Here is a 22376-nt window from a genome sequence, read left to right as displayed (position 1 = left end):
AACTGCCTCACCGCTGCCCACAGCATGCAGTGAGGCGTTATCCGTGCGTAATTAGTGACGCGTATCAGATGGCGAATCAACGCCACCGCCAGCGAACAGCTGGGCGATATCAGTGGCATCGAAAAGATAGCGTTGGTTGCAGAATTGACAGTCGATCTCGACCGTACCGTTATGCTCGATAACCAGTTGCTGCGCATCTTCCAGTCCAAGACTGACCAGCGCATTGGCTGAACGTTCCCGAGAGCAACTGCAACGGAAGCATAGCGGCTGAACGTCAAACATTCTCACAGGGTCTTGGTGAAACAGACGATGCAGGACGGTCTGGTTGTCCAGACTCAGCAATTCTTCGGCGGTCAGGGTGCTGGCCAGCGTGGTGACGTGCTCCCAGGTAGCATCGCGCTCTTCGGGATCGGGTTGATGTGCCACGGGCAATTGCTGCAGCAGCAAACCACGTGCGCGATGCCCGTCAGCCTTTAGCCAGAAGCGTGTGCCCAGTTGCTCGGACATCACAAAGTAGCTCGACAGGCTTTCGGAAAGGTCGACGCCATCCAGAGCAACAATGCCCTGATAACGCTTGCCCTGGCGCGGATCAATGGTCATGGCCAGTGAGCCTTCAGGCATCAGGTCCTGCAGACCGGCGCCGGGGGTGATCAGCGACTCATCGTAACGGGCAATGCCGCGCAGCTCGCGCTCGCTGGAGCACTCGACCATCAGCAATGGAACCGCACCACTGGAACGTGCCTGAAGAATCAACAAACCGTCGAATTTCAACGTGCCGACCAGCAGAGCTGCCGCCGCCAGCAGTTCGCCCAGCAGTTGCGCGACAGGCTCCGGATACGGGTGCTTGGCCAGCACTTCTGCATAGCTGCGTTCAAGCGCGACCAGCTCACCGCGAACGTCGCTCTCGTCGAAAATGAAGCGCTGGGTGTAGTCGATATCAGTCATTGGGAAGGTATCTGAATTGATGACAAAGTGATGACAAGCCGCTATAAAGCGCGGTTTAGCGCCCTAGGGGTGCGTCTTGCCATGTAGATGAGGGCCATTTTATGGGCTATCCCACACTCTTCCAAGCGAAGTGGAACATCAGCAGACTCGTGCTGTGCAATTTAGTCGCCCTTGGGCTGCTCGGGATCTGGATGTGGCCAACCGGCCATGCCCTGTTTAACCAGTTTGATGAGGGTTTATTTCACCTGCTCAATCAACCCCTGGAGCAGAGCGTAGTGTGGCGGGACATATGGACAGTTGCCAGTATGCGGCCATTTGATGCCGTGGTCGGCGTGATCCTGCTGTGCCTGCTGATCAAAGGTGACTGGGTGTTCGAAGCCATCCAGGTGCGCGCGGCACTGTTCGGGTTTGTCTCGATCCTGCTGTTGCTGCTGATCATTCGTACGCTCTTCTCCAAATGGCTGGATCATTCGAGCCTGCAACACGACAGCCCGTCGATGGTGCTTGAAGGGGCAATTCGCTTGAGTGAAATGTTCCCTCATCTGGAAAAAGCCTGGGAGCTCAAGGATCGCTCCAGCCAAAGTTTTCCTGGCGACCATGCTTCAGTGCTGTTGATCTGGGCGCTGTTCATGTCGGTGTTCAGCCGCACACTTATCCAGCGCGTAGTGATCTGGAGCCTGGCGCTGCTGTTCATGATGCCGCGCCTGGTCGCGGGCGCTCATTGGGGCCAGGACGATTACATTGGCGGCGTGCTGATTGCGCTGCTCGCATTAGGCTGGGGCTATTACACGCCGTTTGCTGCAGTGGCGAGCAATCTGTGGCTGAAGGCGACCGCACCTGTTTTCAGGCTGGCCGGAAAGTTGCCGCTGGTGAACAGGATGAGTGTGGTGCGGCAAGGCGATCCAGCCGTTCTGTAGGAGCCACATTGTTGGCGAGGCGGTGTGTCAGAAAGAACGCCTCGCGAACAAGTTCACTCCTACAGATTCAAGCACCCTCAATCGCGCGCCGCGCCACGGAAATCGAACAGTTGCCGACGCTGTTTCTTGGTCGGCTTGCCGTCTGTGGTAACCCCCAGATTCCCGGCCTTGCGTTGCGCGGCTTCATTTTCGCGTTTGGTAACGCTCTCGGGGGTCTCGCTATAAAGCGCCTGAGCTTCGGGAGCACCACGGCGAACAATGGACAGCGCTTCAACCACGACCGTACGCTCGTCAAAGCCAGTACGAATCTGAAATTGATCACCAATACGCGGCTCTTTACCTGGCTTGCAACGCTCGCCCCTGCAGTGCACCTTACCGCTTTCAATTGCCGTTTTTGCCAAGGCACGCGTTTTGTAGAAACGCGCCGCCCATAGCCATTTATCCAAACGGACTTTATCGTCTTCGTCTGACTTCTGAGCCATATGAATTCCTCAATCAGGTCGTAGTCAGACTGTACTACGTCACACGTGGCGTGCAGTACGCGATTGCGACAATCAGCAGCGTTGGCATCCCCGAAACCCCTTACTCATGGAGTGCGAAATGACCGAATTCCCAACGTCATTGACCTCACCTGCACGCGGATGCGACGGCTGCAAAAACAGCCCCGATCTCGACTTTTCATTTGCTTTCGCCTACCAGCCAATCGTGGACCTGCGAGAAAACACGATTTTTGCTCATGAGGCACTGGTGCGCGGCATCAATGGCGAGGGTGCGTTATCGGTGCTTAGCCAGGTCACGGACAAAAACCGCTATCGATTCGATCAGCTATGCCGCACCCACGCCATTGCGGGAGCGGCTGCGCTGAACATGACTGAACGCCTTTCGATCAACTTCCTGCCCAATGCGGTTTATCGACCCGAGTTGTGTATCCGGAGCACGCTTGAGGCGGCTCGCCAGCACAATTTTCCACTGGATCGGCTGATCTTCGAGACAATCGAAAGTGAGCACGTCGATAACAATCGCCATTTAACCAATATTCTGCGTGAATACCGCCAATTCGGCTTCATGACCGCCATTGACGACTTTGGCGCCGGATACTCGGGGCTGACGCTACTGGCCGATTTTCAGCCGGACCTGATAAAACTCGACATGCAATTAATCAGAGATATTCACCGCGACCGGCCGCGTCAGGCTATCGTTCGTGGGGTTGTCACAATGTGTGCAGAGTTGGGAGTTACAGTCATTGCCGAAGGCATCGAATGCGCCGAAGAGCGTGACTTCCTCGCGGACTGCGGGATTTATCTGATGCAAGGTTACTGGTTCGCCAAACCTGCATTCAAAGCATTGGCCCAGGTTGATTCCGGGGCCTGGCAGAAAGCATGAGAAGTACGGAAACCCATTGAAAACATTTGATCATCTGACAGTCATCGGCCTGCGCGAGTGGGTGGCGCTGCCCGATCTTGGGGTAGCAGGCCTGCGGGCGAAAATCGATACCGGCGCGAGCACCTCAAGCCTGCACGCCACCGAGATCGAGCCTTTCGAACGCGACGGCCAGAAGTGGGTTCGTTTCAATGCCCATCTGGGCACTGTGGTCCAGTTGCGCCATCGCCGTTGCGAAGCGCTGCTGGTCGCCATGAAAACCATTAAAAGCTCCAACGGTCACGCGCAGGTCCGCTATGTCATTCGCACCACCCTGGCTTTGGGTGATCGTGTCTGGCCAGTGGAATTCACGCTGGCCTGCCGTAAAGCAATGCGCTATCGCTTGCTGCTCGGCTCCAACGCTTTGATCGACGGCCAACTGGTCGTTAATCCGGGCATTACTTATGTTCAGGACAAACCGGTTTTCCCGGTCTCGACTACCTCTGCCACAGGTGCTGCATGAAGATCGCTGTGCTTTCGCGTAACCCGCGTCTGTATTCAACCCGTCGTCTGGTCGAAGCTGGTATTGAACGTGGCCATGAGATGGTGGTGATCGACACCCTGCGTGCCTACATGAATATCGCCAGCCACAAGCCGCAAATTCACTATCGCGGCAAACCGTTGGAGGGCTTTGATGCGGTCATCCCGCGTATTGGCGCCTCGGTGACTTTTTATGGCTGCGCGGTACTGCGTCAGTTTGAAATGATGGGCGTTTTTCCACTCAACGAGTCGGTGGCCATCGCTCGTTCGCGGGATAAACTGCGTTCTCTGCAACTGCTCTCGCGTCGCGGGATCGGTTTGCCGGTGACAGGCTTTGCTCACTCTCCGGACGATATCCCTGACCTGATCCAGATGGTCAATGGCGCACCGCTGGTCATCAAGGTGCTGGAAGGCACTCAGGGTATCGGCGTGGTGCTGTGCGAAACGGCAACCGCAGCAGAATCAGTGATTGAGGCGTTCATGGGTCTCAAGCAGGACATCATGGTTCAGGAATACATCAAGGAAGCGGGCGGCGCGGATATCCGCTGCTTCGTGGTCGGTGACAAGGTCATTGCCTCGATGAAGCGTCAGGCCAAGCCCGGCGAGTTTCGCTCCAACCTGCACCGTGGCGGCAGCGCCAGCTTGATCAAGATCACCCCCGAAGAACGCATGACCGCCATTCGCGCAGCCAAGGTCATGGGTCTGAGCGTCGCCGGTGTCGACATTCTGCGCTCCAATCACGGGCCGCTGGTGATGGAGGTCAATTCTTCGCCGGGGCTGGAGGGTATTGAAGTGACCACCAGCAAGGACGTCGCCGGGATGATCATCGAGTATCTGGAGAAGAACAGCGGCCCGCACATGACGCGGACCAAGGGGAAGGGTTAATACCCGCCTCGATACATACCCTGTGGGAGCGGTGCTTGCCCGCGATGTAGGCGCCGCGGTTCCAGTCAGATCATCGAAACCTTATCGCGGGCAAGCACCGCTCCCACAGAAAACAGCACTCCAGTTCAATAGTTGCGGGGCGTTTAAACCGCCCCTCTCGGCAACATCAGCCCCAACGGCAAGCGCACTCGCGCTTCCAGTCCGCCGCCCGAACGATTGCGCAATTCGACGTTGCCGCCGTGCATTGCCGCGATTCGTTTGACGATGGCCAATCCCAGCCCGGTCCCTTTGCCACTTCGGGCACGATCACCGCGAATGAACGGGTTGAAAATAACCTCAAGCTCCGACGGATCAATCCCGGTGCCCCGGTCCAGGACACTTAGCACCACATAAGGCGCGCTGGTATCGCCGGACACATAAGCCGCCACCTCGATGCCATTGCCTGCGTGGTGCATGGCGTTGCCGATCAGGTTGGTGAGCAACCGCTTCATTGAAACGCGCCGTAACGGGAACGGCGGAATGGGCTCAAGGCACAGACGAATCTGCTCTTCAGGATTCTCGGGATTGTTGAATGGGGCGACGACGTCACGCACCAACTCGCTAAGGTCGACCTCTTCAATCTCTTCATCGCGGCCATCGCGAATGAACGCCATGAACTGATCAAGAATGGCATCCATGTCTTCGATGTCTCGGACCATGCCTTCAGTCAGTTCATTTTCATCCTTCATCAACTCCAGCGACAGCCGCAAGCGGGTCAAAGGCGTACGCAAATCATGGGAAACACCCGCGAGCATCAGTTCCCGTTCCTGCCCGGCCTGTTCGACATCCTCGGCCATCTGGTTGAAAGCGCGGTAAACCTCGGTCATTTCGCTGGGGGTATCACTGACCGGCAGGCGAACACTGCGCCCCTGCCCTAATTGTCTCGCAGCAAAGACCAGGCGTTTGAGAGGCTGATTGAGTTGCCGGACGAAGATCCACGCCGAGGCTGTGGATAACAAACCAATCGCAAGGAACCAGCCCAGCACGCTCCAGATTTTCTGGCCACGCAATGGGTGCGGGTACAATGGTACTTTCAACCAACCATCGCCCAGGCTTGGTGCCCGAACCCACAACGCCGGCGGCGCATGCACGCGCAGGCGAACTTCAGTGTCGTCGCCCAGTTCCGCCTGCATCTGACGCTGATAGATTTCGCTATACGGCCAGTGCTGCTCACCTTCAGGAACGCCGCCACCGACCACGCGGATCAGACCTGCCGCGTCGGCAATCGCTTCACGGTCGTTCTCGTTGGCCGCCCAATAAGCGCGAAGTGTCAACGCAACACCATGGCTGTATTGCCTGTCGACCAGCACATCCTCGTTCATCAAAAGATAGACAAGGGTCAGCGCTTTCGAGAACAGCACGACGATAAGCACCAGCCATAAGGTGCGAGAGAAAAAGCTTTGCGGGAACCAGAGCGGGGTTTTCATATTTGCAGCTATACACTTTGCAGGAGCGAGCCAGGCTCGCAGGTTTGCGAAACGCGAACGACAACCGACGCCGTATCAACGAAAACCAAAACGTCGATAGCCCTGTTCGGGACTATCGACGTGACGGGTCATCAACGCGGCAGGATGTGCTCCTAAAAGCGCTCGATTATCGAGTACCCGCACCGTCCGGAACGAATACATAACCAACACCCCAGACCGTCTGGATATAACGCGGCTTGGAAGGATCCGGCTCGATCAAGCGACGCAGACGGGAAATCTGCACGTCGATAGAGCGCTCCAGCGCATCCCATTCGCGGCCACGGGCCAGATTCATCAGCTTGTCGCGGGTCAGCGGTTCACGAGCGTGCATTACCAGCGCCTTGAGTACCGCAAACTCGCCCGTGGTGAGCATGTGTACTTCGTCACCACGCTTGAGTTCGCGAGTCGCCAGCGACAACTCGTAATCACCAAAGGTGACCGACTCGTCTTCGCTGCCCGGTGCGCCCGGTACAGGAGCGGCCTGACGACGCAATACAGCTTTGACACGCGCCATCAGCTCGTCAGGGTTGAAGGGCTTGGCCAGATAATCATCAGCCCCCAGCTCAAGGCCTTTGATCCGGCTCAGCTCATCGCCTTTGGCAGTCAGCATGATGATGGGTACTTGATTGTTAGCGGCGCGCAAACGACGGCAGGCTGAGAGCCCGTCTTCGCCCGGCAGCATCAGGTCAAGCACCACAAGATTGAAAACTTCGCGGGCCAGCAAGCGATCCATTTGCTCAACGTTGGCCACAGCACGGGCACGATAACCCTTGCTGGTGAAAAAACGTTCTAACAGGCTGCTCAAACCCGGATCGTCATCAACAATAAGGATTTTTTCGCCTTCGGCAGTTTGTGCAGTGCTGCTCATTCAGATGCTCCTTTGATCTCGGGGCGCATTATGGCGTAGCTGCTGTGATACGCACCGTGTGCATTGTTAGCAGATTTTACCGGGGCTGCCACTCAAGCCTTGCTTTCGCTGAGCAAAAACAGCGCTTTTGTCGGCTCGTCCCCTAATCGGGCTGCGCTGGGTATAATGCGCCGCCCTCAAAGTCAGGCAACGCCTGAACATGGCAGTTCGACAGTATTCTTGCGAAAGTCGGTCAGCGCAGCTCGCGGCCACTTTGTAATCAGGTATTTTGCTCACAACTCCAGGTGGTCTCATGGACAGCATCAACAGCCGCATCGCCGAAGAACTTGGCGTACGCCCACAACAGGTCGCAGCGGCCGTCGCTCTACTGGATGAAGGTTCTACCGTTCCCTTCATTTCCCGTTACCGCAAGGAAGTGACCGGCAGCCTCGATGACACTCAATTACGTCATCTTGAAGAGCGCCTGCGCTACCTGCGCGAACTCGACGAGCGTCGCATCAGCATCCTTGCCAGCATTGAAGAGCAAGGCAAACTGACTCCCGAGCTAGCCCGCGACATCAAGCTTGCCGACACCAAGACCCGCCTTGAAGACTTGTACCTGCCTTATAAGCAAAAGCGCCGCACCAAAGGTCAGATTGCTCTTGAAGCGGGCCTTGGCGAACTGGCCGACGGCCTGTTCAACGACCCGACATTGAGCCCTGAAACCGAAGCGGCGCGCTTCGTGGACGCCGAAAAGGGCGTTGCAGACGTCAAAGCTGCGCTGGAAGGTGCCAAGTACATCCTCATGGAGCGCTTCGCCGAAGACGCCAGCCTGCTGGACAAACTGCGCAGCTTCCTCAAGCAGGAAGCCGTGATCAGCGCACGCGTGGTGGCGGGCAAGGAAGAAGAAGGCGCCAAGTTCCGCGATTACTTCGAACACGACGAGCCGCTGAAAAGCATGCCGTCGCACCGCGCCCTGGCTATTTTCCGTGGTCGCAACGAAGGCTTCCTCAGTTCGGCCTTGAAAGTGGGTGAAGAACTGCCCGGCACCATGCACCCGTGCGAATTGATGATCGGTGAGCGTTTCGGCCTGCAAAACCAGAACCGTCCGGCTGACAAGTGGCTGGCCGAAGTGGTGCGCTGGACCTGGAAGGTCAAGCTCTATAGCCATCTTGAAACCGACTTGCTGGGTGAGCTGCGCGATGGCGCGGAAACCGAAGCAATCAACGTTTTTGCCCATAACCTGCATGACCTGCTGCTCGCAGCACCGGCTGGCCCTCGCGCCACGCTGGGGCTGGACCCGGGCCTGCGCACCGGTTGCAAAGTCGCGGTGGTCGACTCGACCGGCAAACTGCTGGATTACGCCACGGTTTACCCGCACGTTCCGAAAAACCAGTGGGATCAAACCATCGCTGTGCTGGCCGCGCTTTGCGCCAAGCACGCGGTAGACCTGATCGCCATCGGCAACGGTACCGCTAGCCGCGAAACCGACAAGCTGGCCGCCGAACTGATCAAAAAATATCCAGGCCTGAAAATGACCAAGGTTATGGTCTCCGAAGCGGGTGCATCGGTTTACTCGGCTTCCGAACTCGCGGCCAAAGAATTCCCGGACCTGGACGTGTCGATCCGTGGTGCGGTGTCTATCGCCCGTCGCCTGCAAGACCCGCTGGCTGAGCTGGTGAAGATTGATCCGAAATCCATCGGCGTAGGCCAATACCAACACGACGTGTCCCAGCTCAAGCTGGCACGCGGCCTGGACGCTGTCGTCGAAGACTGCGTAAACGCCGTGGGCGTGGACGTGAACACGGCATCGGTGGCGTTGCTGGCGCGGATTTCAGGCCTCAACACCACATTGGCGCAAAATATCGTGGCGCACCGCGATGAGAACGGCGCATTCAAATCCCGTGCGGCGCTGAAAAAAGTCCCACGCCTGGGCGAAAAAACTTTCGAACAGGCTGCAGGCTTCCTTCGTGTCATGAACGGCGATAACCCGCTGGATTCGTCGGCCGTTCACCCGGAAGCCTATCCGTTGGTGAAGCGCATCGCGTCTGAAACCGACCGCGATATTCGCTCACTGATCGGCGACGCCAGCTTCCTCAAGCGTCTGGACCCGAAAAAGTACACCGACGAAACATTCGGTTTGCCGACCGTGACCGACATTCTGCAAGAGCTTGAGAAACCAGGCCGCGACCCGCGTCCAGAGTTCAAGACTGCCGAGTTCCAGGACGGCGTTGAAGACCTCAAAGACTTGCAGCCAGGCATGATCCTCGAAGGTGTGGTGACCAACGTGACCAACTTCGGTGCCTTCGTCGACATCGGCGTGCATCAGGACGGTCTGGTGCACATCTCGGCACTGTCCGAGAAGTTCATCAAGGACCCGCGTGAAGCGGTGAAAGCGGGCGATGTAGTTAAAGTGAAGGTCATGGAAGTCGACATCCCGCGCAAACGCGTGGGCCTGTCGATGCGCATGAGTGACACACCGGGCGAGAAAGTCGATGGTGCTCGTGGTTCGCGCCCTGGCTCGGCCCCACGCCAGCAGCAAAGCAGTGCGCCCCGCAAGGAAACCGTAGCTGCAGCACCGGCCAACAACGCCATGGCGTCATTGTTCGCCAACGCCAAACAGCTGAAGAAACGCTGATGGACATTCCGGCGGGCTATACCGAAAGCGCGTATTTCCGGGCGATAGGCTGCCAGCTGCGCAGCCTGGACGTGGGCGTTGCCGAAGTTGCACTACCGCTGGAGGATCATCTGCGCAATCGTGGCAACGTGATGCACGGCGGGGCGATTTTCAGCCTCGTCGACATTGCGATGGGGCTGGCCTGTTCCAGCTCCCATGGTTTCGACCAGCGCAGTGTGACCATCGAATGCAAGATCAACTATATGCGTGGGGTGTCTGAGGGCGAAGTGTTATGCATCGCCAAGGTGCTGCACGCAGGCCGTCGCACGCTGGTGGTTGAGGCTGAAGTGCTTCAGGGCGAGAAACTTGTCGCCAAGGCACAAGGCACGTTCGCTGTCGTCTAGTACAGACAGGTCAATTTAAGGTAATTTCGGCGCTATGAATGTGGCGCCGGGATTAATCCGTCGCCGCCGGACGGCGTTTTCGTGCAGATCCTGAAACTAGGCGACAACGCCAGTGCCCTACCCTTGTACACCGTCATATCCACCCCCATATTGGGGCGACTGACGCGTGAAGGAATCCAACTTGAGCGAACTTCTCAACCGCCGCCTGGCTTTGCTTAGCGAGCGCACTAACCTCTCCCTGCTGGAGCAGTGCCTGCACGGTATTGAGCGCGAGTGCCTGCGCGTAACCGGCGATGCCCAGTTGGCGCAGACGCCGCACCCGCAAGCCTTGGGCGCGGCACTGACCAATGGCCAGATCACTACAGACTATTCCGAGTCACTGCTGGAGTTCATCACTCCTGCATTGGCCAACCCGGTCGAAACTCTGGACAGCCTGGATAAAATCCACCGCTTTGCCTACAGCAAGCTGGGTAGCGAGCTCCTTTGGAGCCCGTCGATGCCGTGTCCGTTGCCGGAAGAAAAAGATATCCCGATTGCCTACTACGGCACGTCGAATATCGGCAAACTCAAATACGTTTATCGCAAAGGGCTGGCCCTGCGTTACGGCAAGACCATGCAATGCATTGCGGGTATCCATTACAACTTTTCGCTACCGGAAAGTGTCTGGCCACTGCTCAAGCAAACCGAGCATTTCGAAGGTGATGCCCGCGACTATCAATCGCACGCCTATATCGGCCTGATCCGTAATTTCCGACGCTACAGCTGGCTGTTGATGTACCTGTTCGGCGCATCACCTGCGCTGGACGCAGGCTTCCTGCGAGGCCGTGCCCACAAGCTGGAGCAGTTCGACGCCGAGACCCTCTATCTGCCGTACGCAACCAGCCTGCGCATGAGCGATCTGGGTTATCAAAGCAACGCCCAGGCGGACTTGACGCCTTGCTATAACGATCTGATCAGCTACACGGACAGCCTGCGCAAAGCGGTCGCCACGCCGTACGCACCCTATGTCGAAGTCGGCACGCATGACGCCGAAGGCGATTGGGTCCAGCTCAACACCAACGTGTTGCAGATCGAAAACGAGTACTACTCCAATATCCGTCCCAAGCGCGTGACCTACTCGGGTGAGCGCCCGATTCAGGCTTTGATGGCGCGTGGCGTGCAATACGTTGAAGTTCGCTGCCTGGACATCAACCCGTTCCTGCCAACAGGCATCGATCTGCAGCAAGCCCGCTTCGTGGACGCCTTCGTGTTGTACTGCGCGTTGCAGGAAAGCCCGCAACTGGCCAACAACGAGTGCGCCAATGCGGCCTCTAACTTCCTGACCGTGGTCAAGGAAGGTCGTCGACCAGGGCTCAAGCTCAATCGCAATGACAGCACTATTGACCTGAAAGCCTGGGGCTCCGAGCTGCTGGAGAAGATCAAGCCAATCGCGCAACTGCTCGATCAGGCACAGGGTACCGACGAGCACATCAAATCCATCGAGGCGCAACAAGCCAGGATCGATGACGCCTCACTGACCCCATCGGCGAAAGTGCTGGCCAGCATGAAGCAGCACAACGAAGGCTTTACTGCGTTCTCACTGCGTCAAAGCCAGGCGCATGCCGAATACTTCCGCAGCAACCCGCTGAGCGCTGAAGAGCAGGCGCACTTTGAAGCACTGGCGAGCACCTCTATTGCCGAACAGGCGGAGCTGGAGCAAACCGAAGAGCAGGTGGATTTCGACACCTTCGTCGGCGCGTATCAGGCGAGTATTTTGCGGATTAGTAACTGAGGTAGAAGCACTATCCCCTGAGATTCGCGGCAAACCAAACAATGACCTATAGGAGTGAGCTTGCTCGCGATTGGATTTATCTTTCGATAAATTATCGTCTGACCTGACGCCATCGCGAGCAAGCTCACTCCTACAAAATCGGTGTTTGCCGAGAATCCAGCTTTTACAACGCCTTCTCGAAAATCTTCGAATTACGTTGGTAGTTATATAACGACGCCCGGGCGCTAGGCAGACGATCAACGCTGCTTGGCTCAAAGCCGCGCTCGCGGAACCAGTGCGCGGTACGTGTGGTAAGGACGAACAAGGTCTTCAACCCCTGTTCGCGAGCACGGGTTTCGATGCGCTCAAGCAACTCGTCGCCCCGGCCGCCATGGCGGTATTCAGGGTTGACCGCCAGGCAGGCCAACTCTCCGGCTTGCGAGTCAGCAATTGGATACAGCGCCGCACAGGCGATGATCAACCCTTCGCGCTCAACCACACTGAACTGTTCAATCTCCCGCTCCAGAACTTCGCGGGAACGGCGCACCAGAATGCCCTGCTCTTCCAGCGGCGTAATCAGATCCATCAAACCGCCGACGTCTTCAATGGCGGCTTCACGGACCAGTTCGAATTGCTCCTGCGCAACCAGCGTGCCGCCACCATCGCGGGTGAACAGCTCGGTGAGCAGCGCGCCGTCTTCGACATAGCTGACAATATGGCTACGACCCACGCCACCGCGGCAAGCTTCAGCCGCAGCATCCAGCAATTCCGCCTGATAGTTGTAGTTGCTGCCCAGCCGCAGGATATGCGCAGGCACTTGCTGCGGACGTAGCTCGCGCACCAATCGTCCTTGCTCGTCCATCAAGCCGCGCTCTTCACCGAACAGCAGCAACTTGTCGGCACCCAGATCGATAGCGGTGCGGGTAGCGACGTCTTCGCAAGCAATGTTAAAAATCTCGCCGGTTGGCGAATAACCGATGGGCGACAGCAAAACGATATGGCGCTCATCCAAAAGACGATTGATCCCTTTGCGGTCGATCCGACGTACTTCGCCGGTGTGCTGGTAATCCACGCCTTCCCATACGCCAATGGGCCGTGCAGTGACCAGATTGCCGCTAGTCACCCGCAGGCGTGACCCCTGCATTGGCGAAGCCGCCATGTCCATGGACAGGCGCGCTTCGATGTCGAGGCGCAAATGGCCGACAGCATCGATCACACAATCGAGTGTTGCAGCATCGGTGACGCGCAAATTACGGTGGAACTGAGGCGTCAGGCCGCGTGCAGCCAGACGGCTTTCGATTTGCGGCCGCGAGCCATGGACCAATACCAGGCGTACACCGAGGCTGTGCAAGAGCACGAGGTCGTGAACGATATTGCCGAAGTTCGGATGCTCAACGCCGTCACCGGGCAACATCACGACGAAGGTGCGTTCACGGTGGGCATTGATATAGGGAGACGCGTGGCGAAGCCAATTGACGTATTCGTGCATAACCTGAAGAGCCTGCTGATAAAAGGACGAAAGACAGAAACACTCACAACCGTGTGGTGGTTATCGTCGGAACAAGCATGGCTGCACGCGCACTCTCCTTATTTCTATCTCTGGCATGACCCGGCTCATTGCGGGTTCAGGCAATAATGTTCAATCAACTGGCTTAACAGACGCACTGTAGGCTGCAAACGTGACATTTCCAGATACTCGCCCGGCTGATGCGCGCAAGCGATATCACCGGGTCCCAGCACAAGAGTTTCGCAGCCCAGACGTTGAAAGTAAGCAGCTTCGGTGCCGAATGCTACAGCTTCAGCCCGGTGTCCTGTAAGACGTTCGGCAACGCGCACCAGTTCCGCATCGGCTGCCTGCTCGAAAGGTGGGGCTTCGGGGAACAACGGCGCGTAGTCAATTTTGACCTGATGCAGCTCGGCAAGTGGTTCAAGCTTCTGACGGATTGCGGCGCGCAGCACGCTTGGGTCCATGCCCGGCAACGGCCGCAAGTCGAACTCCAGGGAGCACTGGCCGCAAATCCGGTTGGGATTATCGCCGCCATGGATGCAACCGAAATTAAGGGTTGGCGTTGGCACACTGAACTGTGGATTGCGGTATTCGAGCTGCCATTGCGTGCGCAGCCCCTTGAGCTCGCTGATCGCATCGTGCATCGCTTCCAGCGCGCTGTGCCCAAGGCTTGGGTCAGAAGAGTGGCCACTGCGCCCGAGAATATCGATGCGCTCCATCATCACGCCCTTGTGCAGACGAATAGGCTTGAGGCCCGTCGGCTCGCCGATCACAGCCGCACGACCCAGCGGCCGTCCCGCCTCAGCCAGCGCACGAGCGCCTGCCATGGAGCTTTCTTCATCACAGGTGGCGAGAATCAACAACGGCTGCTTGAAAGGCTTATCCAGCAGTGGCCGAACAGCTTCGATAATCAACGCGAAGAAGCCTTTCATGTCACAACTGCCCAGCCCGACCCAACGGTTATCGACTTCGGTCAGCTTCAGCGGATCGGTTTTCCACAGCGCCTCGTCAAATGGCACGGTGTCGCTATGCCCGGCGAGCACCAGTCCGCCAGGGCCACTGCCGAAACTCGCCAGCAAATTGAACTTGCCCGGTGAAACCTGCTGTATATCGCACGCAAAACCCAGGTCGCCCAGCCAACCCGCCAACAGATCGATCACCACACGGTTGGACTGATCCAGTGACGGCTGGGTGCAGCTCACCGAAGGCGCGGCGATCAATGCGGCGAATTGGTCTTTCATGGGCGGCAAGGGCATGTGCGATTCCTTTAACGGGAGAGCGTGCCGACCATCATAGGGCTATCGGGTGGTGGGAATAAACCGTTAAGGGCGGTTTGCCAGACATCTCACAGCGGCGGAGAAACGCAGAGCCTGTGAGAGCGGTGCTTGCCTGCGATGAGCGATTACGCGGTTATGCAGGTAAATCGAGGCGTCTCTATCGCGGGCAAGCACCGCTCCCACAGGTATGGCATCCCAGCCAACGGGATTTGATCCAGCCTGTTCAAGACACATGTCCTGTACACTGCCCACCCTAAGTAGCCACGCAACAACCGGCTGCACCCCGTTATCAGTACAAGCGTCTGGATTCCCGGCCATGCAGAAAGAAACAGAAATCAAACTCCGCGTCAGCCGCGAAACCCTCGCTGCACTGCGCGATCACCCGCTGCTGAAGAAGCGCAACAAGAGCGGCTGGGAGAGCGTGGAGCTTTCCAATCAATATTTCGATACCCCGGAGCGCGATCTGGCCAACGCCAAAGTTGCACTGCGCGTGCGTCGTGATGGCGATCAAATCATCCAGACCATGAAGACTCGCGGCCAAAGCGTTGCCGGGTTTTCCGAGCGTAACGAGTTCAACTGGGACCTGCCCAAGGCCAAGCTGGACCTTAAGAAGCTCGACGGCGAATGCTGGCCTGAGCAGTTGGCTGATCTGGACAAGAAAACCATCAAGCCACTGTTCACCACTGACTTCGTTCGTGAGCGGGCAGAAATCGCCTGGGGCCGTGGCAAAACCAAGGTTGTGATCGAAGCCGCACTCGATCTCGGCCACGTGGTAGCGGGCAAGCAGAAGGAGGAAATCTGCGAGCTGGAGCTGGAATTGCGCGAAGGCGACCCGGCTGCACTACTGGAGCTGGCCGCTGAACTGGCCGTGACCCTGCCACTGATGCCGTGCGACATCAGCAAAGCCGAGCGCGGCTATCGTCTGCTGGACGCTAACAGCTACTCGTTGACGCTGCCTGCTCCGCAGTTCCACGCCGAAATGCCGCTGGATGACGCTTACGCCGCACTGGCCTTGCACTTGTTGGGCAGCAGCCAGCGTCTGGCCGAGCAGTACCGTTTCAACGGCCACTGGCGCTTGCTTCAGGACTGGGTTGCCTTGCTCACGGAGTTGCGCGCGCTGACGGGTAGCCTCGGTCAGGCCGCACCACGCAGCACCAGCAGCGAACTGCGTTCCTCGCTGGATGCCTTGCTGGAAGACTGGCGCCCGCTGGTTCAAGCTGGCCAGGAGGATGAGGATGTGCGCGGCGCCGCTCACGAGCAGTTCCTTGAAGAGCTGCAAGACCCGCGTTGGGGCCTGTTCTCGCTGACCACGTCGCGTTGGTTGCTGGCACGTAGCTGGACGGTAGAACGCAATAACCGTGGCAATCGCCAGGGCGCTGCGCAGCTGGACAGCTGGTTGCCGCGTTTTCTGGCCGATGAAGCCACGGCATTGCAGTTGGGTCGTTATCAGCAGCAGCCGGAAGATCTCGCTGAACAACTGCCGCGTATCGAGCGCATTCAGGCCTGGCTGCACCATGCACGTGGTGCACTGGATCTGCCGGAGCTGGACCGTCTGTACGGGGAGCTGAACAAGCTGGTGCATCTGGCTGAACAACCGATCAGCGATGAAGTGCTGGATGCTCGCGTACAACAGACCATCGTCGTGTTCCAGAGCCGTGCGTGGAAGACGCTGCTGCGCCTCTAAGCAACGCTGATAACTGTGGGAGCCGGGCTTGCCCGCGATAAGGCTGGACGCGATTCACTCTAGATCGCGCCTGGCCTTATCGCGGGCAAGCCCGGCTCCCACAAGAGATTACTTTTCAAATCTGGTTGTATAGGCCTTTTAAGCCCCCTGCTCCACCGACCCGATAAAATTCGCCAGCTCTGGCGTTCTCGGGTTGGCGAACAGGATCTTCGGATCGCCGACTTCGTGCACCTTGCCCTGGTGCATGAACACCAGTTTGTCGCCCACTTCCCGGGCGAAGCGCATTTCGTGAGTCACCATGATCAGCGTCATGCCGTCTTTCGCCAGCTGGCGCACCACGCTCAACACTTCGTTGACCAGCTCCGGGTCCAGGGCCGAAGTAATTTCATCGCAGAGCAATACTTTGGGCGACATCGCCAGAGCACGGGCAATCGCCACGCGCTGCTGCTGACCACCTGACAGCCGATCAGGGAAAGCGTCGAACTTCTCCCCCAGCCCGACACGCTCAAGCATCTCTTTGGCAATCTTCCTGGCTTCAGCTTTCGAAACCTTCTTCACCACCTGCGGTGCCAGCATCACGTTTTCGCCAACACTCAGATGCGGGAACAGGTTGAACTGCTGGAAGACCATGCCGACTTTCTGCCGCAACGAGCGCAGGTCTGCGCGGGCTGCATCCAGGTACTCGCCATCGACTTCGATAACGCCGTCGTTGATCGACTCCAACCCGTTCAACGTACGCAACAACGTACTCTTACCCGAGCCGCTACGGCCGATAATCGCCACGACCTGACCTTCTTCAACGGAAAGGTCGATGCCTTTGAGGACGTGATGGTCGCCGTAATATTTATGCAGCGCGGATATTCTAAGCAGAGGCATGCAGTCTCCTTTCCAGGTAACGGGCACTGAGCGACAGGGGATAGCAGAGCATGAAATAGCCCAGAGCGACGAAGCCATACACCATGAAGGGCTGGAACGTAGCGTTGGCGAGCATGCCGCCGGTTTTGGTCAATTCGGTAAAACCAATGATCGAGGTCACTGCGGTGCCTTTGACGACTTGCACCGAAAACCCGACCGTAGGCGCGACGGCAATGCGCAGCGCCTGGGGCAGAATCACGTAACGCAGTTGCTCCAGTGGCGTCATCGCCAGACTGGCAGATGCTTCCCACTGACCATTGGCAATCGACTCGACGCAACCACGCCAGATCTCGGCCAGGTACGCGCTGGTAAACAGCGTGAGGGCCAGTGCAGCCGCGGCCCATGGGGAAATATCAAAGCCCAGCAACGCCACACCGAAAAACACCAGAAACAACTGCATCAGCAGCGGTGTACCCTGGAACAGCTCGATGTAAACCTTGGCAATCACTCTTGGCGCATTGAGTTTGGCAATGCGCATGCACATGACCAGCAACCCAATCACGCCGCCACCCACGAACGCTACCAGTGACAGCGCCAGCGTCCATTGCAGGCCCGTGAGCAAATTGCGCACAACATCCCAAAGGGTGAAATCCATCAGCCTTTCCTCGAAATGTAGCGACGACCGATCCAGGCCAGCAACTGGCGAACCATTAGCGCCATAAAGAGGTAAATCAGCGTGGTGACGATATACGTCTCAAAGGCGCGGAAGTTACGCGACTGAATGAAGTTGGCGAAGAAGCTCAACTCTTCGGTTGCGATCTGCGAACAGACCGCCGAACCGAGCATCACGATGATGATCTGGCTGCTCAGCGCGGGCCAGACCTTGCCCAGCGCCGGAATCAAAACCACGTATCGGAACGCCTCCATTCGCGTCATTGCCAGTGCGGCAGCCGCCTCAAGCTGACCTTTGGGGATCGCCTGAATACCTGCACGGATGATTTCCGTCGAGTAAGCGCCCAGGTTGATCACCATGGCCAGAATCGCGGCCTGCCACTCGGAGATCTGCACACCCAGAGACGGTAGCCCGAAGAAGATGAAGAACAACTGCACCAGGAACGGGGTGTTGCGTATCAGCTCGACATAAACCCCGAAAATCGCCGAGAACGGTTGAATTTTCCAGGCCCGCACGATGGCGCCGATGATACCCAGTCCAACCCCGAGCACAGTGCCAATGGCGGTCAACTCCAGGGTGAACAACGCCCCGCGCAGTAGCAGATCGGCATTCTGCATGACCGGTACGAAGTCAAAGTTGTAAGCCATTGGCAGCCTCCGAAATCAGTGAGCAGGTATCAGAGGTCAGCGGGCAAAGGTTGCTTGAGCCAGGTCTGGGAGTTCTTTTCAAGCGAACCGTCTTTCTTGCCCGCTTCGATGATTTCGTTGACCTTGGCCAGCAAGGCGGCCTGATCCTTGTTTACACCCACGTAAACAGGGGAATCCTTGAGTTTCACTTTCAACTCAGGGATACGCTTCGGGTTCTTCTCGCTGATCGCAACCATCACCACGTTACCGCTGGCGATGAGGTCGGTCTGACCTGCCAGATAAGCCGCAATCGTGGAGTTGTTGTCTTCAAAGCGCTTGATGGTCGCTTCTTTCGGCGCAACAGCAGTCAGCTCGATGTCTTCGATGGCACCGCGGGTCACGCTGATGGTTTTGCCTTTCAGATCGTCCAGACCTTTGATCGACGCTTCAGGTGGACCGAATACGGCCAAGTAGAAAGGCGCGTAGGCCTTGGAGAAGTCGATGACTTTTTCGCGGTCAGGGTTTTTGCCAAGGCTGGAGATCACCAGATCCACCTTGCCAGTGGTCAGGTACGGAATACGGTTGGTGCTGTTGACCGGAGTCAGTTCCAGTTTGACCTTGAGCTGGTCAGCGATCAGCTTCGCGGTGTCGATGTCCAGGCCACGAGGCTTCATGTCCGGGCCCACCGAGCCGAACGGCGGGAAGTCCTGCGGAACAGCAACTTTCAAAGTGCCGCGTTTCACGACGTCGTCCAGACCATCGGCGTGGGCAGGTGCCTGGCTGAGCATGAGGCTGGCAAACAGGGCAGTAAGCAGAGCGCTGTAACGCTTGGTCATAGGAAGACTCCGTGGTGGACGACAGGTGTTTGTACGCAACCTCAGTGCACAGCCCATGCCATCCCATCATGCACAGCCATAAACCAAGGCTTTGCGCGTTATTTCGGTCTTACTGGTCTGACCAGCAAGATCATTCGACGCCCTGCTTTGGCGCGCCCTGATGCCCGGCCGCCCTAGGCTTGGGCGTCGCTTGCCGGATTGCACAGATGGTTATAAAAGGGACTTTTAGCGGACTGACTGGCCTGAACAGTGATATCCCATAGCCCACTAGCCGTACCCGAATCTGCCCTGAGGGCGATCCGTAAACTGATTGCCGAGCAAGGCTATATGCCGGGTGACAGCCTGCCGTCACAGCGTGATCTCGCGGCATTGCTTGGGGTCAGTCGTGCGTCCTTGCGTGAAGCGTTGTCTTCGCTGAGCGCACTTGGCGTGGTCAGCGTGCAGCCAGGCAAAGGCGTGTTCGTTCAGGCGACTTCTGAACCAGAAAAGCGCACAAGCGGTTTTTCCTGGCCTTTCGACGCACAGGTTTCACCGGCTGACACCTTTCAACTGCGTTATGCGCTGGAAGGCTTTGCTTCAGGGCTGGCTGCCGTAACCTTGACCGCCGACGAACGTGATGTGCTGGAGGACAACGTCGAAGCCATGCGCCTTGAACTGCGCGCCGGGGATTTCGAATCAGCGTCACGACTGGATTTCGAGTTCCATCGGCACATCCTGATCGCCAGCGGTAATCAGGCGATGCTCGGCATCATCACAGCAGGGGCCGATATTTTTCTGGAGAGCCAGAAAATGCCCTTCATCCGCCCCTCAAGGGCCATGGAAACCTGGCAGGAGCACCGCAAGATCCTCCGCGCCCTCGCCCGCCATGCCTCGGGCCCTGCGCAAAAGGCCATGCACGAGCACATTCGCAATGCGGCACTTCGGACCGGGATTGTGTTTGTTTCGCCAGCGAGCTAGAGCGTTAATCCGTCGTAAACACGGCCCCTGTAGGAGTGAGCTTGCTCGCGATTCGGTCTACCAGTCGACTAATTTATCGCCTGACCTGACGCTATCGCGAGCAAGGTCGCTCCTACAGGTCCGTGTGCGCCGCGAGACGGCGCGGCGCCATGGAGGACCAGAAACCCTCCCGCTATAACCAGACTCATGGACGTCTATAGCCAGACTCAATCAAAGCCGACTTCCTGAACGGGGCAAGGCCCGCTATGATGGGCCACGTTTTTTAGCCTACTAACTCGGAGAACTCCATGAGTAGCGACCTTATCAAGCATGTCAGCGACGCCAGCTTTGAAGCCGACGTCCTCAAGGCTGACGGTGCTGTACTAGTTGATTACTGGGCTGAGTGGTGTGGCCCGTGCAAAATGATTGCCCCGGTTCTGGACGAAATTGCCGAAACCTACAAAGGCAAACTGACCATCGCCAAACTGAACATCGACGAGAACCAGGAAACTCCAGCCAAGCATGGCGTGCGTGGTATCCCGACTCTGATGCTGTTCAAAAACGGCAACGTCGAGGCCACCAAGGTTGGTGCGCTGTCGAAGTCTCAGTTGGCAGCGTTCCTGGACGCCAACATCTGATGCGCCAAAGCCCTGCAAATTGCGGGGCTTTTTTTCGGCCGTCGTACTAGACGGCCTGAAAATCAAGTGGTACATTCGGCCCCGCAACGGCTTCTCCGTTGCCCCCTGCTAGCCGTCGCCGACGCTCTCCTTTCGATTTAGTACGCGATCCTGTCGCCTTCTCTGCGGCGCGGCCTCATTAAGCCCAACAGCTTAATTTTTCCCCTCCCTACATGATTACGTCATTCCCCTATGAATCTGACTGAACTCAAGCAAAAGCCGATTACCGATCTGCTCGAAATGGCCGAACAGATGGGCATAGAAAATATGGCCCGTTCGCGCAAGCAGGATGTGATTTTCTCCCTGCTGAAAAAGCACGCCAAAAGCGGCGAGGAAATTTCCGGTGATGGCGTGCTGGAGATCCTCCAGGACGGCTTCGGTTTCCTGCGCTCTGCAGACGCTTCCTATCTCGCCGGCCCAGACGATATCTATGTCTCGCCGAGCCAGATCCGCCGCTTCAACCTGCGTACTGGCGACACCATCGTCGGTAAGATCCGTCCACCGAAAGAAGGTGAGCGTTATTTCGCTCTGCTCAAGGTCGACACGATCAACTACGACCGTCCGGAAAACGCGAAGAACAAGATCCTCTTCGAAAACCTGACGCCGTTGTTCCCGAACGTACGCATGAAGATGGAAGCCGGTAACGGTTCCACTGAAGACCTGACCGGCCGTGTGATCGATTTGTGCGCACCGATCGGTAAAGGCCAGCGCGGCCTGATCGTTGCTCCGCCAAAAGCGGGCAAGACCATCATGCTGCAGAACATCGCGTCGAACATCACGCGTAACAACCCGGAAGTGCATCTGATCGTTCTGCTGATCGACGAGCGCCCGGAAGAAGTAACCGAAATGCAGCGCACCGTGCGCGGCGAAGTGGTTGCCTCGACGTTCGATGAGCCGCCAACCCGTCACGTACAGGTTGCTGAAATGGTGATCGAGAAGGCCAAGCGCCTGGTCGAACACAAAAAAGACGTGGTGATCCTGCTCGACTCCATCACCCGTCTGGCTCGCGCCTACAACACCGTGATTCCTAGCTCCGGCAAGGTACTGACCGGTGGTGTCGATGCCCACGCCCTGGAGAAACCGAAACGTTTCTTCGGCGCAGCACGGAACATCGAAGAAGGCGGCTCGCTGACCATTATCGCCACCGCGCTGGTTGAAACCGGCTCGAAGATGGACGAAGTGATCTACGAGGAATTCAAAGGCACCGGCAACATGGAACTGCCTCTGGATCGCAAGATCGCCGAGAAGCGTGTGTTCCCGGCCATCAACATCAACCGTTCCGGCACCCGCCGCGAAGAGCTGCTGACCGCCGATGACGAGCTGCAACGTATGTGGATCCTGCGCAAACTGCTGCACCCGATGGACGAAGTCGCTGCTATCGAGTTCCTGATCGACAAGCTGAAGCAGACCAAGACCAACGACGAGTTCTTCCTGTCGATGAAACGCAAGTAACAGGCAGAACTGCAGCACAAAAAATGGCGCCCTCAGGGGCGCCATTTTTTATTCTGAATACGGGCTTTGTTGGAGCGAGGCTCG

The 22376-nt window shown here is 57.5% G+C and carries 21 protein-coding genes; 11 read left to right on the top strand and 10 right to left on the bottom strand.

The genetic code is table 11. The annotated features are described in order from the left end of the window. Positions 1–51: 51 nt before the first annotated feature. Positions 52–945, bottom strand: coding sequence for an Hsp33 family molecular chaperone HslO (gene hslO / locus ACYASS_RS07190; protein WP_463585610.1), 894 nt, complete (start codon positions 943–945; stop codon positions 52–54). Positions 946–1046: 101 nt separating this feature from the next. Between hslO and ACYASS_RS07185 the strand changes: the two genes are divergently transcribed. Beyond that, positions 1047–1862 carry a phosphatase PAP2 family protein gene (locus ACYASS_RS07185; protein WP_463585609.1) on the top strand — a complete coding sequence of 272 codons (816 nt, stop codon included), beginning with the start codon at positions 1047–1049 and terminating at the stop codon, positions 1860–1862. A 77-nt stretch (positions 1863–1939) separates the two neighbouring features. Here ACYASS_RS07185 and ACYASS_RS07180 read toward each other — a convergent pair whose 3' ends face one another. Continuing rightward, entirely contained in the window at positions 1940–2344 is a 405-nt protein-coding gene (locus ACYASS_RS07180) for an RNA-binding S4 domain-containing protein (protein ID WP_463585608.1), read from the bottom strand. A 118-nt stretch (positions 2345–2462) separates the two neighbouring features. Here ACYASS_RS07180 and rimA point away from each other — a divergent pair, with 118 nt between their 5' ends. Genes rimA through rimK form a run of 3 tightly spaced genes read left to right on the top strand, consistent with a single transcriptional unit; the run spans position 2463 to position 4646 of the window. Beyond that, the gene (gene rimA / locus ACYASS_RS07175) at positions 2463–3245 is read left to right on the top strand and encodes a S6 modification regulatory phosphodiesterase RimA (protein WP_243243963.1); all 783 of its coding nucleotides are present in this window, start codon (positions 2463–2465) and stop codon (positions 3243–3245) included. A gap of 16 nt (positions 3246–3261) precedes the next feature. Then, entirely contained in the window at positions 3262–3744 is a 483-nt protein-coding gene (gene rimB, locus ACYASS_RS07170) for a retropepsin-like aspartic endopeptidase RimB (protein ID WP_027899917.1), read from the top strand. Next, on the top strand, positions 3741–4646 hold the full coding sequence (rimK, locus tag ACYASS_RS07165) for a 30S ribosomal protein S6--L-glutamate ligase (protein WP_020293260.1): 906 nt from the start codon (positions 3741–3743) through the stop codon (positions 4644–4646). Before rimB ends, rimK begins: the two co-directional genes overlap by 4 nt. Before the next feature lie 143 nt (positions 4647–4789). Here the strand turns inward: rimK and ACYASS_RS07160 are convergent, their stop codons facing one another. Next, complete coding sequence (locus ACYASS_RS07160) at positions 4790–6112, bottom strand: ATP-binding protein (protein ID WP_243243961.1); 1323 nt, start codon at positions 6110–6112, stop codon at positions 4790–4792. Between the two features lie 166 nt (positions 6113–6278). Then, entirely contained in the window at positions 6279–7019 is a 741-nt protein-coding gene (gene ompR, locus ACYASS_RS07155; protein WP_027902703.1) for an osmolarity response regulator transcription factor OmpR, read from the bottom strand. 292 nt (positions 7020–7311) lie between these two features. Here ompR and ACYASS_RS07150 point away from each other — a divergent pair, with 292 nt between their 5' ends. The 3 genes from ACYASS_RS07150 (at position 7312) to gshA (ending at position 11790) form a co-directional block, all read left to right on the top strand. Beyond that, positions 7312–9636, top strand: coding sequence for a Tex family protein (locus tag ACYASS_RS07150; RefSeq protein WP_463585607.1), 2325 nt, complete (start codon positions 7312–7314; stop codon positions 9634–9636). Then, positions 9636–10019 (top strand): PaaI family thioesterase, encoded by a 384-nt coding sequence (locus ACYASS_RS07145; RefSeq protein WP_463585606.1) that lies wholly within the window; start codon positions 9636–9638, stop codon positions 10017–10019. The genes ACYASS_RS07150 and ACYASS_RS07145 overlap by 1 nt, the downstream gene beginning before the upstream one ends. 181 nt (positions 10020–10200) lie before the next feature. Continuing rightward, positions 10201–11790, top strand: a complete 1590-nt coding sequence (gene gshA, locus ACYASS_RS07140) for a glutamate--cysteine ligase (RefSeq protein ID WP_463585605.1) — start codon at positions 10201–10203, stop codon at positions 11788–11790. 163 nt (positions 11791–11953) lie between these two features. Here the strand turns inward: gshA and argA are convergent, their stop codons facing one another. Continuing rightward, positions 11954–13258 carry an amino-acid N-acetyltransferase gene (gene argA, locus ACYASS_RS07135; protein WP_463585604.1) on the bottom strand — a complete coding sequence of 435 codons (1305 nt, stop codon included), beginning with the start codon at positions 13256–13258 and terminating at the stop codon, positions 11954–11956. A 125-nt stretch (positions 13259–13383) separates the two neighbouring features. Continuing rightward, positions 13384–14532 (bottom strand): acetylornithine deacetylase, encoded by a 1149-nt coding sequence (gene argE / locus ACYASS_RS07130; protein WP_463585603.1) that lies wholly within the window; start codon positions 14530–14532, stop codon positions 13384–13386. Positions 14533–14869: 337 nt separating this feature from the next. Between argE and ACYASS_RS07125 the strand changes: the two genes are divergently transcribed. Next, complete coding sequence (locus ACYASS_RS07125) at positions 14870–16237, top strand: CYTH domain-containing protein (protein ID WP_463585602.1); 1368 nt, start codon at positions 14870–14872, stop codon at positions 16235–16237. A 138-nt stretch (positions 16238–16375) separates the two neighbouring features. Here the strand turns inward: ACYASS_RS07125 and ACYASS_RS07120 are convergent, their stop codons facing one another. From ACYASS_RS07120 to ACYASS_RS07105, 4 genes are read right to left on the bottom strand one after another with little or no spacing between them, the layout of a single operon-like run. Then, entirely contained in the window at positions 16376–17113 is a 738-nt protein-coding gene (locus ACYASS_RS07120; RefSeq protein WP_463585601.1) for an amino acid ABC transporter ATP-binding protein, read from the bottom strand. Next, positions 17100–17750, bottom strand: a complete 651-nt coding sequence (locus ACYASS_RS07115; protein ID WP_243244335.1) for an amino acid ABC transporter permease — start codon at positions 17748–17750, stop codon at positions 17100–17102. Before ACYASS_RS07115 ends, ACYASS_RS07120 begins: the two co-directional genes overlap by 14 nt. Continuing rightward, positions 17747–18412 carry an amino acid ABC transporter permease gene (locus tag ACYASS_RS07110; protein WP_243243947.1) on the bottom strand — a complete coding sequence of 222 codons (666 nt, stop codon included), beginning with the start codon at positions 18410–18412 and terminating at the stop codon, positions 17747–17749. The genes ACYASS_RS07115 and ACYASS_RS07110 overlap by 4 nt, the downstream gene beginning before the upstream one ends. A gap of 29 nt (positions 18413–18441) precedes the next feature. Then, positions 18442–19227: a transporter substrate-binding domain-containing protein gene (locus ACYASS_RS07105; RefSeq protein WP_463585600.1), complete on the bottom strand. Its 786-nt coding sequence runs from the start codon at positions 19225–19227 to the stop codon at positions 18442–18444. 252 nt (positions 19228–19479) lie between these two features. On the opposite strand from ACYASS_RS07105, the gene ACYASS_RS07100 reads away from it, so the two are divergent. From ACYASS_RS07100 to rho, 3 genes are all read left to right on the top strand, one after another. Beyond that, a complete protein-coding gene (locus tag ACYASS_RS07100) occupies positions 19480–20184 on the top strand; it encodes a FadR/GntR family transcriptional regulator (RefSeq protein ID WP_243244334.1) in 705 nt (234 codons plus the stop codon). Between the two features lie 287 nt (positions 20185–20471). Further along, entirely contained in the window at positions 20472–20801 is a 330-nt protein-coding gene (gene trxA / locus ACYASS_RS07095; protein WP_005792406.1) for a thioredoxin TrxA, read from the top strand. Between the two features lie 231 nt (positions 20802–21032). Continuing rightward, positions 21033–22292 (top strand): transcription termination factor Rho, encoded by a 1260-nt coding sequence (gene rho, locus ACYASS_RS07090; RefSeq protein WP_024689162.1) that lies wholly within the window; start codon positions 21033–21035, stop codon positions 22290–22292. Positions 22293–22376: the final 84 nt, after the last annotated feature.

This window comes from Pseudomonas sp. HP_14, from assembly GCF_055283875.1.
This window is presented reverse-complemented; position numbering and strand designations above follow the sequence as displayed.

Coding starts and splice junctions, on each gene's coding strand:
- hslO (WP_463585610.1), bottom strand. CDS start 945: ATGACTGATATCGACTACACCCAGCGCTTCATTTTCGACGAGAGCGAC.
- ACYASS_RS07185 (WP_463585609.1), top strand. CDS start 1,047: ATGGGCTATCCCACACTCTTCCAAGCGAAGTGGAACATCAGCAGACTC.
- ACYASS_RS07180 (WP_463585608.1), bottom strand. CDS start 2,344: ATGGCTCAGAAGTCAGACGAAGACGATAAAGTCCGTTTGGATAAATGG.
- rimA (WP_243243963.1), top strand. CDS start 2,463: ATGACCGAATTCCCAACGTCATTGACCTCACCTGCACGCGGATGCGAC.
- rimK (WP_020293260.1), top strand. CDS start 3,741: ATGAAGATCGCTGTGCTTTCGCGTAACCCGCGTCTGTATTCAACCCGT.
- ACYASS_RS07160 (WP_243243961.1), bottom strand. CDS start 6,112: ATGAAAACCCCGCTCTGGTTCCCGCAAAGCTTTTTCTCTCGCACCTTA.
- ompR (WP_027902703.1), bottom strand. CDS start 7,019: ATGAGCAGCACTGCACAAACTGCCGAAGGCGAAAAAATCCTTATTGTT.
- ACYASS_RS07150 (WP_463585607.1), top strand. CDS start 7,312: ATGGACAGCATCAACAGCCGCATCGCCGAAGAACTTGGCGTACGCCCA.
- ACYASS_RS07145 (WP_463585606.1), top strand. CDS start 9,636: ATGGACATTCCGGCGGGCTATACCGAAAGCGCGTATTTCCGGGCGATA.
- argA (WP_463585604.1), bottom strand. CDS start 13,258: ATGCACGAATACGTCAATTGGCTTCGCCACGCGTCTCCCTATATCAAT.
- argE (WP_463585603.1), bottom strand. CDS start 14,532: ATGCCCTTGCCGCCCATGAAAGACCAATTCGCCGCATTGATCGCCGCG.
- ACYASS_RS07125 (WP_463585602.1), top strand. CDS start 14,870: ATGCAGAAAGAAACAGAAATCAAACTCCGCGTCAGCCGCGAAACCCTC.
- ACYASS_RS07120 (WP_463585601.1), bottom strand. CDS start 17,113: ATGCCTCTGCTTAGAATATCCGCGCTGCATAAATATTACGGCGACCAT.
- ACYASS_RS07110 (WP_243243947.1), bottom strand. CDS start 18,412: ATGGCTTACAACTTTGACTTCGTACCGGTCATGCAGAATGCCGATCTG.
- ACYASS_RS07105 (WP_463585600.1), bottom strand. CDS start 19,227: ATGACCAAGCGTTACAGCGCTCTGCTTACTGCCCTGTTTGCCAGCCTC.
- trxA (WP_005792406.1), top strand. CDS start 20,472: ATGAGTAGCGACCTTATCAAGCATGTCAGCGACGCCAGCTTTGAAGCC.
- rho (WP_024689162.1), top strand. CDS start 21,033: ATGAATCTGACTGAACTCAAGCAAAAGCCGATTACCGATCTGCTCGAA.